Source organism: Bacillus sp. BC05(2025) (genome assembly GCF_056725905.1).
Window position 1 is genome coordinate 604,924 of sequence record NZ_JBWYRA010000001.1, and the last position, 13,047, is coordinate 617,970.

The 13,047-nt window shown below is 32.1% G+C and carries 14 protein-coding genes and 1 pseudogene; 3 read left to right on the forward strand and 12 right to left on the reverse strand.

Features of this window, described 5'->3' with window-relative positions; genetic code table 11:
• Positions 1-123: 123 nt before the first annotated feature.
• The 7 genes from ACZ76X_RS03230 to ACZ76X_RS03260 form a co-directional block, all read right to left on the reverse strand.
• Positions 124-873 (reverse strand): SDR family NAD(P)-dependent oxidoreductase, encoded by a 750-nt coding sequence (locus tag ACZ76X_RS03230; protein ID WP_479849516.1) that lies wholly within the window; start codon positions 871-873, stop codon positions 124-126.
• A 396-nt stretch (positions 874-1,269) separates the two neighbouring features.
• On the reverse strand, positions 1,270-2,463 hold the full coding sequence (locus ACZ76X_RS03235; RefSeq protein WP_479849517.1) for a YhgE/Pip domain-containing protein: 1,194 nt from the start codon (positions 2,461-2,463) through the stop codon (positions 1,270-1,272).
• Between the two features lie 62 nt (positions 2,464-2,525).
• Positions 2,526-3,110 (reverse strand): TetR/AcrR family transcriptional regulator, encoded by a 585-nt coding sequence (locus ACZ76X_RS03240; RefSeq protein ID WP_061659179.1) that lies wholly within the window; start codon positions 3,108-3,110, stop codon positions 2,526-2,528.
• Positions 3,111-3,304: 194 nt separating this feature from the next.
• On the reverse strand, positions 3,305-4,147 hold the full coding sequence (locus tag ACZ76X_RS03245) for a polysaccharide deacetylase family protein (protein WP_479849518.1): 843 nt from the start codon (positions 4,145-4,147) through the stop codon (positions 3,305-3,307).
• A gap of 296 nt (positions 4,148-4,443) precedes the next feature.
• Positions 4,444-5,124 (reverse strand): N-acetylmuramoyl-L-alanine amidase family protein, encoded by a 681-nt coding sequence (locus ACZ76X_RS03250; RefSeq protein WP_479849519.1) that lies wholly within the window; start codon positions 5,122-5,124, stop codon positions 4,444-4,446.
• Positions 5,125-5,250: 126 nt separating this feature from the next.
• The gene (locus ACZ76X_RS03255; RefSeq protein WP_479849520.1) at positions 5,251-7,035 is read right to left on the reverse strand and encodes a sensor histidine kinase; all 1,785 of its coding nucleotides are present in this window, start codon (positions 7,033-7,035) and stop codon (positions 5,251-5,253) included.
• On the reverse strand, positions 7,032-7,718 hold the full coding sequence (locus ACZ76X_RS03260) for a response regulator transcription factor (protein ID WP_479849521.1): 687 nt from the start codon (positions 7,716-7,718) through the stop codon (positions 7,032-7,034). The genes ACZ76X_RS03255 and ACZ76X_RS03260 overlap by 4 nt, the downstream gene beginning before the upstream one ends.
• Before the next feature lie 236 nt (positions 7,719-7,954).
• On the opposite strand from ACZ76X_RS03260, the pseudogene ACZ76X_RS03265 reads away from it, so the two are divergent.
• Together ACZ76X_RS03265 and ACZ76X_RS03270 are read left to right on the forward strand one after the other, a co-directional pair.
• Positions 7,955-8,273 (forward strand): annotated as a pseudogene (locus ACZ76X_RS03265) (IS4 family transposase); the annotation flags it as partial.
• A gap of 270 nt (positions 8,274-8,543) precedes the next feature.
• A complete protein-coding gene (locus ACZ76X_RS03270) occupies positions 8,544-8,819 on the forward strand; it encodes a hypothetical protein (RefSeq protein WP_001087713.1) in 276 nt (91 codons plus the stop codon).
• A gap of 67 nt (positions 8,820-8,886) precedes the next feature.
• On the opposite strand, the gene ACZ76X_RS03275 is transcribed toward ACZ76X_RS03270, so the two are convergent.
• From ACZ76X_RS03275 to ACZ76X_RS03295, 5 genes are all read right to left on the reverse strand, one after another.
• Positions 8,887-9,120, reverse strand: a complete 234-nt coding sequence (locus ACZ76X_RS03275; RefSeq protein WP_000120818.1) for a YuzF family protein — start codon at positions 9,118-9,120, stop codon at positions 8,887-8,889.
• Between the two features lie 238 nt (positions 9,121-9,358).
• The gene (locus ACZ76X_RS03280) at positions 9,359-9,592 is read right to left on the reverse strand and encodes a hypothetical protein (protein ID WP_000340034.1); all 234 of its coding nucleotides are present in this window, start codon (positions 9,590-9,592) and stop codon (positions 9,359-9,361) included.
• A gap of 295 nt (positions 9,593-9,887) precedes the next feature.
• The gene (locus ACZ76X_RS03285; protein ID WP_000738548.1) at positions 9,888-10,034 is read right to left on the reverse strand and encodes a BC1881 family protein; all 147 of its coding nucleotides are present in this window, start codon (positions 10,032-10,034) and stop codon (positions 9,888-9,890) included.
• A gap of 544 nt (positions 10,035-10,578) precedes the next feature.
• Positions 10,579-11,040, reverse strand: coding sequence for a CarD family transcriptional regulator (locus tag ACZ76X_RS03290; protein ID WP_479849522.1), 462 nt, complete (start codon positions 11,038-11,040; stop codon positions 10,579-10,581).
• Between the two features lie 216 nt (positions 11,041-11,256).
• Complete coding sequence (locus ACZ76X_RS03295; RefSeq protein WP_000957102.1) at positions 11,257-12,165, reverse strand: acyl-ACP desaturase; 909 nt, start codon at positions 12,163-12,165, stop codon at positions 11,257-11,259.
• A 551-nt stretch (positions 12,166-12,716) separates the two neighbouring features.
• Here ACZ76X_RS03295 and ACZ76X_RS03300 point away from each other — a divergent pair.
• Positions 12,717-13,016 carry a hypothetical protein gene (locus tag ACZ76X_RS03300; RefSeq protein ID WP_001191994.1) on the forward strand — a complete coding sequence of 100 codons (300 nt, stop codon included), beginning with the start codon at positions 12,717-12,719 and terminating at the stop codon, positions 13,014-13,016.
• Positions 13,017-13,047 lie beyond the last annotated feature (31 nt).

Below are 13,047 nucleotides of genomic sequence, written 5' to 3' on the forward strand. Positions count from 1 at the left end.
CATAACCCTCTATCAAAAATACCATATTACATTCTTTTGGAATTGTTTGGATCAGATATTAATGTAATTGGATTACCACCTATAAGCTGCGAGTGAACGTGCTATGTTAAGACTTTTTAATAACTAATTGTTCATTTCCATGCCACCCGATACAGGAGCATATGTACCTGTAACAAATGCACTTTGATCACTTGCAAAAAACAATACAGAACGTGCAATATCCTCTGGTTTAGCAATCCTCCCTAATGGAGTGGACATTTTCACCTGTTCTTTTATCTCTACAGGGTTTTGTGAAGTCGCATCCGTTTCAACCATAGCCGGCGCTACTACATTTGCTGTGATATGAAACGGACCTAACTCTTGTGCTACATACTTTACGAAAGAATTAAGTGCTCCTTTTGCTGTTCCATGAGCAATAAAATTAGGCAAAGGTAGATGACTTAAATTGCTTGAAATATACACTAACTTTCCATATTTTTGTTCTTTCATAAAAGGTAGTACTGACTTTGTTGCAATGAAAGCTGCCTTAACTTCTTCTTCTAATTTAGATCTAAATTCATCCCATTCCATATCACAGAGGGATTTCATAGCAAAAGAAATGGCTGCATTGTTTACTAAAACATCAACCTTTCCAAATTGTAAAATTGTCTCTTTTACTAAAGAATCTACTTCATCTTGATTTCTAACATCTGCCTGAATGGCTATAGATTCACCACCTTTTTCACGAATAGATTCTACTACCTCTTGTGCAGCTTTTTTATTATTGGCATAGTTTACAACTACCTTCGCTCCATGTTCAGCAAACAGCTTTGCCGCCGCGGCTCCGATTCCTCTACTAGCTCCAGTTATAATTGCTACCTTTTCATTCATCATAATGTATCCACTCCTTTATGTAGATTTTGGACTTTACATGTTTATAAGGTAAGAGGTGAAATTTTATATGCTATAACATATAAAATTTAAAATTTCGGTTCCCTATAAAAGATAAAAATTTTATAAGGAACCACTGATTAATAACTTACATTAAATAATTTTCTTAACAAATTATTTAACTGTTGAACCTCTTCTTTAGTTACATTGCTTACCGTAAAATCGTGAACATTTTTAACTACAGGTAAAATATTTTTTTAATCTCTTCACCCTTTTCATTCAAAAAAGATAATGTAAACGTTAATTGTGTTCATTAGAATCCTTCTTATTTTCAGCTGGTATGGTGCTACCTGTAAAAGAAAGCTATAAATGTATCATCATCTAATGACCATAAGCTTTTTATCTGTTGGCCGTTTGTTTGATTGATTCACTTTTACTATTTCTTTGCAGTATGATTCTCCCCACCGCTATAAGAATGGTAATGATTGAAGTGCAAAGAAGAATATTCATATCGTGTGATAGATTTCCCCCACCAAAAATTATTGTTTGATATCCGTTGGCTACATAAGTTCCAGGGAAAAGAGAACCTACAGTTTGATAAAAATTGGATAGTAACGCTTTTGGAACAATTACCCCACAAGTAACTAATTGTACTGACAGTGATATGATATTAAACATCATACCAGCAGGGCCAAATAGAACGATGAACATTTGTGTTACGCTTAAGAAAGAGAAAAAGACAAGGGTTTGGAATATCCATGTTTCAAACAAGCTTGTATTCAATTTAACGTTAAATACGGTCATCAATAATAACGTTATAATAGCTAAAATAACAGATACGACAATATTAATAACTTGTCTTGATAAAAATATAGACCATTTTCCGTGCGTGTTTTTTAATATTGTTGCAACAATATTAAGATTTAAACTCATAAGCATAGCTCCAACCCATGAAGCAAGAACAATTAAAAATGGAATCATGGTTGCTGCAAAGCCATCTGTATTGTTTGTTTTTTCGACAGATGATTGCACAGAATCAATGTTTAATGAACTCACAGCTTTCGTAATGTTTTCTGATAACTTTTGGGCCAATTCTTCTGACGGCATCACTGTACTTAGTTCGTTAGATAGGTTAGATGAAATAAGCTTTTGTTTATACGCATATACATTTTTATTAACTGTTTGCGTAATATCCTTTGCCGCGCCTTCCATAATCTGTTTTGCCAAAGATGAGTTTGCTTGATTGATGAAATAGTTAATCTCTGTAGTATTATTTTCTTTCAATAGGCTTGAGAAATTTGCAGGAATTTGAATAACCATATCTAAGTTCCTGTTATCCATGTCTTTTTGGGCGTGCGTTACCGAGCTATAGCTTTTAACTTTAAAGGGCAGATTTTCCTTCAAGCTTTTTTCAATATCGGTTCCCATTTGATTATCTTCATTAACTAATCCGACTTTTAATTGGTTTACCCGATCAGTAACACCATCGTATGCAGTCATCCACACACAAAAGAAAATTAACAGAAAGGCAAATGCTGTTGCAATTCCAATGAATGTTGGGGGGAATTTAAAGAAATTTTTTAAAGTTTTCATTGTCGTACTCCTTGTTGTTTTATTATAGCAAGTACTTACTTGCATTTGGTTTAAAAAAAGACCTAGGGAGTTAACCCCCTAGAAAATAGTTGGACACTATGTTTTAAAAACGTCTCTTTTGAATTTGAAAATAGATTGTCGCCGAAGCGAGAATTAGAAAGAAAGTAACCGAAATTCATCCAGATAAAGTTCATGGCCTGGGCTTCCATATCAGTTTCAATAAGCTTACCCTTTTCTCTCATCTCAATGAAATATGAAACCAAATTATCTTTTAATTGATTAGGAATTAATGCAATTTTTTCTTTGAGCTCTGGAAACATCTCAGCTTCCTGAAAACTAATCAAAATTAAATCCTTTAACTTTTCTATATATGCAAGATACCCTTCTGCAATAGACAGCAAGTCCTCTTCAAGATTCCAAGTCATCTCTCCAGGCATTAATTTATTCAATTCCATACCACGCGATAAGGATTCGACGGCTTTTTCCATAATATTCTTTTTACTTCCGAAGTTCCGAAAGATCGTTACTTCATTTACACCCGCTAGTTCCGAAATCGAGCGGGTCGTCGTTCCCTTATAGCCATGAGTGCGGAATAGTTCTAAAAAAGCCTCAATAATACGTTCTGATGTATTTGTCATTTCATTCACGTTTCATCCAACTTTCACATAATCTTTATCCAAACCCGAATGCAAGTCGTTACTTGCACAAGTAGAATAAACCTTTTTGAACAAAAAGTCAACTTTATAAAAAAAGTCGATTTCTTTATCGTATAAGAAATCGACTTTTGGCTTAATTATTGATTTAGTAATAAAAACACCTTTTTAAGATATTTATGTTTATACTATAGACGTTGATCTTTCTGGAAGTTTAGACGAAAATAATCCTCATCATTATATACCCCAAATTCATACCCTTGCTCTTTATAAAATTTAATAATTTCAGGAAGAGCTTGTAATGTTTGCGCCTTTTCATGCATTAATACAACTTCAACTTCTTCTGTTGTTTGTTTCTTTACATTTTCGATAATCTGAGTTGGATTATCTTTTAATTTCCAATCGTTTGAGTCTATTGTCCAATCCCAAACTTTTATTGCTGCTTCTACAATTTGATTACGAATTTCCTCACTCTTTAATCCTGGGGCAGATCCATATGGCGGACGAACTAGTTTAGGCGTTGTGCCCGTAATATTATGGATAAGAGCTAACGTTTCTTTCATCTCCGGTACAAATTGTCCTTTTTTGTATAACTTATCACTATTATGTGTCATACTATGAGCACCAATATAATGCCCTTCTTTTACTGCTCGCTTTACGTTTTCCTGAAAACCTGTATTTTGTAAATTGCTACCTTGCATAAAAAATGTCGAGGCGACATTTTGCTCTTTTAGTACATCTAAAAATTTCCCAGTTAATTCGCTAGGACCGTCATCGAATGTTAAATACACAACCTTTCCTACCGGTTTTCCATCAGGTCTTTTCTGTTTTGCCGGTGGTGTCTCTTTTTTCTTTTCTTGTTGTTGCATACTAACTTGTTTACTACTTTCATTAGCTACTCCCTTCGCTGGGGTAGAGTTCCATTTCCCAATTAAAAAGAATGTGAAAAAGGTCGTTGCTAAAACAACTCCTAAAGATATAATTGCCTTCGTTACTACACTTGTTTTTTTCTTATTTTGTGATTCTTTCATTATTTTCCGATCCTTTCCCTATTAATTTTCATTATTTATAAGGCTGAGCCTTTATTCGACTGAATCATTCGTTTCAACCGATGTTTACAATAAATAGATTAATAGAGACAGGTAAAGATAAAATGCAGATAGTGTCGAAATCAGTTAAAGAATAGCGTATTGTGTTTACTTTTAAAAAAGAACTTGTTTCATTAATACTGTTAAATTTGAAAAATAAATATACACCCAAAATAAAAAATACTACTCTTTCTAATTAAGATTTAGAAAGAATAGTATTTTTCTATTTGCCTATTTTATTACATCGTAAAATAATTAATAACGCCATCCACAATACCTTGTTGCGATTTTTCTTGGAATTCTTCTGAATTCATTCTTTTTTCATCACTCGCATTAGATGTAAATCCTAATTCAATTAAGATAGCCGGAGAAGGATTTTCCCGTAAGACAAGAAAATCACTGCCATGAACGCCTCTATCTCGGCTGTCTATATTTTGATCAAAAATAGCTTCTTGTACGACCTTAGCTAATTTTTTATCTTTCCTTTTATTCGCTCCATAATGAGTTGTTATTCCTTTTACATTTGTATCCTCAAAAGCATCATGATGAATGCTAATATAAAGATCCGCCGCATGTTCTTTCGCTACTTTGACACGCGCTTGCAATTCTTCCTTTTGCTTTGTTTCTGGAAGTAAACTCGTATCTTTTTCACGTGTTAATATAACTTTTGCATCCGTTCTTTCTTCTAATTCTTTCTTTATATTTTGTGCTACTTTTAAATTAAGTTCTTTTTCAATCGTTCCAAATTTCTTTCCTTTCGTCCCTCTATCTCCTCCACCGTGTCCCGGATCAATTACAATTGTTTTTCCTTTTAATCGTAGATCCTCTTTTGATATATTTTTGTACCCTTTAGCATGTATGAAACTAACGCCTGTACCCATTATTATTATAAGCAAAAGTAATATCGCTCTTTTTTTCATTTTAACAATCTCCTTATCAACTTTTCATTCCGTTTCTAATGAAAATAGTAATAAATGCTGATAAAGATAAAATGCAGATAATGTCGATTTTGTTTAAAAATGATAAAAACGTGTAGAACAGAAATTCTACACGTTTTTATTTAAATAGAAATAAAATAATACTCCATCTTCTGTATTTGAAACACCATACTCCGCGTCATGCAGCACTAATATATTTTTTGAAATGGCAAGACCCAATCCTGTGCCACCTTTAGAACGTTGACGAGACGTATCTCCTCGATAAAAACGGTCCCATATTTTTTCTAAGTGTTCTGGCGCGATATGAGCCCCTTTATTTTCTATACATACTTTTACACGTTCATCCTCTTCTATTGTAGAAATAATAATATTCTCCTGTTCTGGTGTATAACGAATCGCATTCGTAATAAAGTTCGTTATAACTTGTTCTATTCGATGTTGGTTTGCAACAACTTCAATTTTAGAAAGTTGTTTATGGACATGTAATTGCTTAGCTGTTATATCTGCGGTTAATTGCTCACATATATAATCAATTATCTCATCAATATGAAAGACATCCATTTCCATTTTATACGTACCAGATTCGAATTTTGCTAACTCCAGCATATCAATAATGAGCATATCCATTTTATCTACTTCTTTTGACATTGCTTTAAAGTAATAATCCTTTTTATTACTAGCAACACCATCCTCCAAAATGGAAATACAACTTTTCATAATACTTAAAGGTGTTTTCAACTCATGTGAAACACCTTCAATAAATTCTTTACGGGTATTTTCTAATTGTTTTTCTTTCTCTATATCTTGCTGTAATTGATGAATGTACGAATGCAAAGCTTTAGAAAGTGTATTAATATTTTGTGATAAATCACCTATTTCATCCTTTGTAGTAATAGGTATCGTCTCTGAGAAATCTAAACCCGCAATTTTTTTTGTAGTATCATTTATTTGTAATAATGGCTTGGCGATTTTTTTTGAGTAATAGAACGATATTAAAACAATTAAAATCAGTACAAAGATAATTAAATATACATAATAATCCTTAATCATTTGCACCGCTTCATCAACTGGTTGCAATGATGTCATAGCAAATATATAGTTTGTCTTACCCTCTGCGTCTTTTGTTGGCTTGATTAAAAGTTTATATTTAATATCATTTTCTTCGTAATCCATTATTTCTGTAGAAGTAACATCATTAAATTTTTGATTCAATAATAAATCAACCTGAAATTGCTTTATTCTATCTATAAGCACACGATTTCCATATATAAAGTTCGTTCCTACAGTTCCCTCCGGTAATTGCACGTTTTGAATGATTCCTGCTAAATATAATTGTGAACTTTCTTTTGAAGATACGGCTTTTGGTCCATACAACCTTTCTGAAAGTTGCTTGTTCTCTAGCCCAACATTCTTCTCTTTTATTGTTAACATCGCAGGGACTACTATATTCCCCTTCTGTACTCCGTCGATAATAATATGACTCCCTTGTTCTAAACTATATTTCATCCTTTGTATATCTTCTAAATTGATAAAACTATACAACGGTATGTGAATGGAACGTTCAGAAAATATCTTATTTTCGTTAGGGTCTAATTGAATTTCTATAGAAAAATCATTTGCATATTTTATATTTCCTACACGATCTAACGTTGTAATCCATGTCGCATTCTCTTGATAGAAATTTTGTTCTAATTCTTGAATTACTTTCGCATCATCTCCAGCTTTTATATATGCTTTTTCAAAGAATTGAATATTTGTTTTAATATCATTCACTTTTCGATTTGCGTAGTATTGCTTAAAAAATATAGTTTGTCCCATAAAAATAGTTACTAAAATAAGTGTGCATAATGCTGTTGTTAACATAAATAACTTTAATACAATTCCTTTTTTCATACTTGTTCCTCAAATTTATAACCAGCTCGTACAACAGTTACAATACAAGCTGCTTTTTGTCCTAATTTATGACGCAAATTACGAATATGACTATTAACAGTGCGATCATCCCCAGCGAATTCATAACCCCAAATTTTATTGATTAGTTGTTCTCTCGAAATTACAATTCCTTGATTTCGCATGAGATACGTTACTATTTCAAATTCTGTATGCGTCAAATTTATGTCTTCCCCATCTATAGTTACTGTACGAGAAGGAAAATGTACATGGATACCACTACTCGTTAATGTGTCTTCAGCTGGTACATTAGCAGCGGAAGAATATCGGCTTTCCATTAATCGTTTTGCTCTTGCTAATAAAATAGGAGGACTATATGGCTTTGTAACATAATCATCTGCTCCTAGTTCAAATCCAAGTAAAGTATCATCCTCATCCACCCGAGCCGTTAGCATAATAATAGGTACATTAGATTTCTTCCGAATTCGCCGACAAACCGTCCAACCATCTAATTCCGGTAACATAATATCTAAAATAATTAAATGCACCTCATACTCTTCAAATATAGATAACGCTTCTCTCCCATCAATCGCCTCTAAGACGTTATACCCTTCGTTTAATAAGTAATCTTTCATAATTTCACGTAAAATATCTTCATCTTCTACAATTAATATTGTTCTTTGCATCTTTTATCTTCTCCACGATTTATTTTATTGTAAGGAAGAAATAGTTCATTTTATATGTTAACCAATTAGAAATCTTTCACTATTTCCGTCACTACTACATACCACATAATTATATCAAGATAATAGCATGACGGTATAAAGATAAAATGCAGAGATAGCCTTACTATTGAAATGCTATTATAATTTTGTAATTGGAATGAATTTGAATCAAATAAAAAACCAAAAGAAATACTATGATATCGCGACTTAAACTAAATAATATGGTGTATATCAAAAGTGAGTTTCCTGAATACTTTCGAAATGGAACAGTAAAAAAAACAGTCTCAGTACATCAAAGTTGATTTAGAACACATTATGAATACCTTAAAACCGGGACAGGTCTATGAAATATCAGATGCTTATATCGGAAAGGATAAAAAACTATTTACACGAGTTATTATATATCGATTAACTGAAAAACAACTTGGAGAGCGTAAGAAAAAACAAGTGTATACGGAAAAGAAAAAGGGTATTACGTACTCAGAGAAAAGCAAACGATTAACTGGTATGAACATTTAGTTATCAATACATCTTTAAAACGTTACAAGTAAAAACGGTCCATTTGATAGAACGGTGCTGCAGCTCCATCTTGCAACAAGGGGGCACTATGTCAAAAAATTATAAGTTTCACACAAAATTGACACATTTCGATTAGTTCCCTGTACGTTAAGAGATTAGGTTATATATTTGAGGAGATATACGAGACAGGTGTGAATTTAGGGTAATATCATATTTCCCATTCAAATATGATAGAATAGAAGTATATCCAAAACGGAGGAATAACAAATGAACTCAAACACAAAACAGTTTATTTATGATATCCAGCAACGAAAGAACAATTATATAGAAAATGCTTTAATAGCAATACAACACCCTAAAAAAGAGCAATCTGAACAGGTCATTCAAAATATAGTAGAGAAGATGGATATGATGATTAGTCTAGTTACTACGTACATGAGGATTGAATCTGGATCTACGAAAGAATTAAAAGAACTTCAGAAAGAAATTATCCATGCTCAAGCATATATCCAAAAACGAAAATTTGAAGAAACACAGAGATAAACCCCTGTGTTTTTATTTGATGCTCTATGACGCTAATCTGTTATAAATCAAATTACATGTAATTTGATTATTGTTTTGGCATAATCCATACAATTTGTTGAATGCGTACAATATATGGCACCGTATCTTCAATGAGCAAATGATCGGGTTTCACATCCTTTAATTTACCTCTTATATTTCCTCTTACAGTTTCAATAACCACATGTTTACCAATTACTGATTGTAATGTCTGATATACATAGGGATTAGGTACACTTACCATATTTTGTTTACTAAAGTCATTTCCCTCCAAATAACTCATTCTATAAGACTCCTTTCTAACTCGCATTCTTTCTCCTAATATATGATGTAAATCTTATAAATATGCTAGAAGGATAATTCATTATATGAACGGAAATAACATTTTAATAAGATACGGTTTCTATTCCTAAATTGCTAAAAAATTATTTATATAAAGTTACTTTTACTAGTTAATAGGTGATGATATAGGGATATTTTGAATGTACATCTAGGTTGTTCCTTTCAGGATATGTATCATTTTAAATACGCCCTTTATTAGAATAGTACTCATACTTTTTTTGAGATTCTTTCGTAATACGTGCGTTAAGTAAAATTGCTAACAATAAAAACACTCCATATTTCCCCCCTGTAGCTCCTATGATAATCACACTACTACAAACAAGTACAATTAATAGGATAAACGAAACTAAATAAATACGATCATAATTCTTTGACATCTTCTCGTATTTTATGCGTTCTTTCCTTGCATCCATCTAAATTCCTCCTTTAAATAATCCATTTCACTCTCAAATAAATCTAGCCCTTAAAAAGGAAACAATCTATTGTTTTAAATAATTAGTTTGTTTTTTATCAACTAATTTATATAACGTAAAAAGAAATCCTACCAATATTAAGCTCTCCACCATGATAATCCCGACCCTCTCCTTCCTTTTAATCCCAACAAATCAGATAAAAGTTATGTATATCCCATATTAGCTGCAACAAACAAAAAGGATCCCCCTTCTCTTAAAGGCCGATCCTTTTCTCCTTGTATGCAACTATTTTTACCTATTCTTGATTAATTAGAATAATAGCTGGTCCATCTACACGAATTCCACCAACTTCGATTTTTTCATAAGACTCAACTGTAATAGAGATGATCCCTTCTCGCTTCTTTAATTCATTACTTAATTCTTTTGTTAACATTTTTTTCATGTGTGTCTCCTTCTTACTGCTTAATTTACTATTGGTATGTAAATAAAATTTAAATTGGTTTCCTGGTCTGGAAACCAATTTTTTGTAGTTGACCATATGGTGTTACCAGTTCGTTTATCAATTTTACGTAAAGAAGATAAACAATTACTATTCACCGTCTCAGTAGATATAAGGACTCTTACAGATAGTGGTGAGATTGATTGTTTTTTCTTCTAGAAATAATGACTTAGATAGTATATTACCTAAAACAATGAAAGCCCTACCTCTCTTTCATCCTTACGGCTCCTTGTCCGTGCCAGTGTGAATCAGGATTGTAAAAATCAATTGACTATTTAATCGAGTTATTTGATGAAACTTCAAACGTTCGTAAAAGAAATTTAAAAATAAAAATGGATTAGATTGAAGTAATAACAAAAGAGGTATCTACTCTAAAAGTGCGTTGAAGAAATTGAATATCTTTGAAATACCTTCCTTTTAATAATCATTATAGACCAGAAAATTCAGGATATTTCCGAGAGATGTCATACATTATTTATAATAAATCTTAACAGAAACTTTTTATTTGATTTTCAGTGATTCCTTTAATTAATTCTAGTTCACTAACCAAAAACTTATATGCATCATCCAACAATTTTTTTTCGCTTGTATTCAGTGCTTTTTCTTTCTTCATACGCATTAAATCACGTACAACTTCAGCACCTTCTTGTATTTCACCCGTTTTTATTTTGTCCGTGTTTACTTTATGCCTTTGTTTCCACGGCAGTAATTTACATGATTCTTCATGCTGAAAAATGTGTATAATGTGTTTTAATGCAAGTATATCAGTAACTGGGCGTATATTCGAATTCAATATTTTACCCGTAGGAATCATGACTTGCATCTTACTGATTGACATTTTTATTACATAATACTGTTGTTTTTCCCCTGAGAATTCTTTTTCTTCTATGGCTTCAATTATACCTGCTCCGTGCATTGGATAAACAATGTTATCGCCAATTTGAAACATATAACCCACCTCCATATGTGGTAACCTTCTCAAGCTTAACACATATGTTATTTTTTATCAAAAATTCAATAATATCATGAGTTTATTTTTGGTGTCAATCACTTTTTTCTTCAGAAGTTAAATTAAGGAAAACAGCCTCAAAATAATAGAGAGCTTTCTAGATTTCAAATAAAAGAAAAGGGAATTCCCACGCGTATATTCTGAAATCTCTACTCATTAACGTAGATCAGTTTTTCCTTGAAAACGGCCAAATCGATCCCGTATTTTTTTCAATCTTATATGATACTCTAAAATCTCAATTCTTGCTTTTTCTGCTAGAGGGGCAATTGGTCGTAAGTCTTTTAACCCCCAATACTCAACCACTACATCAAGTACTTGATCAAAATATTGTAGTGGCCCATAGTTTGCTTCTTTTGCAATCACAGCCATTCTATTTTCAAAATCAGGCATGACGGCACCTGGCATTTTAAAATTCCTAATCACATTGGCAATATAGTAGCAATAATTTGGTTCCAATTCTAAATGTGTTCGAATAACGTCTCGATAAAACGCATAATGAAGTGTTTCATCTTTTGCAAGACGGCGTAATAATGTAGCAAGATCTGGATCATGCTTACTTGCCACCTTAGCTACATTATTGTAAAACACCATTGTTGCAAGTTCTTGTAGCGTCGTATATGTCATGGCTTCGATTGGTGTATGAAAATCAGGCTCAAATCCACACTCAACGACTGATTTTCTTAATTCATGTATACGTTTAGGGTTTACACTTCGAGTGAGTAGTAAATATGTCTCTAATAAATTCGAATGTTGATCCTCTTCTGAGGTCCAAGTATGAATAAAGTCTGTAATAACAGAAAGGGAACCTTTAAAAGTCGCAGATAAATACGTTGTAAACCATGGTAAATTCACTTCTGTTAATAAAGCTGTTTCAATGGCCGTAATTACACCAGAAGGGAGAGTAACTTGACTTTCATCCCAAGGAACTCTTTTAAAGTCCATTCCCTTATCCCATGGTAAAAACTCATGATAACCCCAGTCTATCTTCTGCGCTCTTATTTTATGTTGTTCATACAGTTCTTTTAAACGTGGTTCTAATCGGAAATCTAAATCATTTGTTAGCATATAAGTGCCCCCTTTTCTTACCATGAATATTCAGCTTATTTTTATCCTTAAAAATTTTCTACAAATAAATATTACTTTCCTTTTTTTAAATCAAACATAACAAACTTGTAACAAAACTCTTTAAGAGCGCTATATTTTCATAAGATTTTTTTATCAAAAGAGGGACCGTTATAGCTATTTTCTTTTTTATAAAATAGATAATGAGGCATACAATATGTTAGTTAGTCAAAATAAAAAACTAACCTCAGTAAATACAGAATAACATTCATGGATAAAGATACTCGTCATGTTGTAAATTTTAGTGAGTGTAAAAAGGTGCATGCCTATAAAGAATCGTTTTATAATAAAGATTGATAGTGTTTTATGTACACTATCAACTTATTTAGACGTAAGATTATAATCCAATATATTAGGTTAAGCGCTTGAAAAAAATACAGTTGATGAGATAGCCTTAAACGACAATTCCCAACAAGCTTAATGTACATTGGCTATGATGAGTTAGACCAAACTTTGTGAAACAGTATACAACAAAAAGGGAAGAGGCGATAAACATGCAGTCAACGGAAGCGCATATGAAGGAAAAACAACGTAGAGAAAAAATAGAAATTATATTTAGTCACAGGGTAAAAGGAGAGAATTTTTTTCACGGTTCTTCCTATCAATGGAAAAACATTGTATATCAAAATTATAATAGGATACAACAAAAAGAGTTGGAAATTGAACAACTCATTTCAAAAATGGAAAAAGAAGGGATCCGTTTTACGCAGCACCGTTCACTCATACACTATCCCGTCATTGATTTCGTAAAATATATAGCTAAGATTTATAAGGAGCCCCTCGAAATAAAATAATCATATTTATAAAAGGTTTATTTCCGGGGAT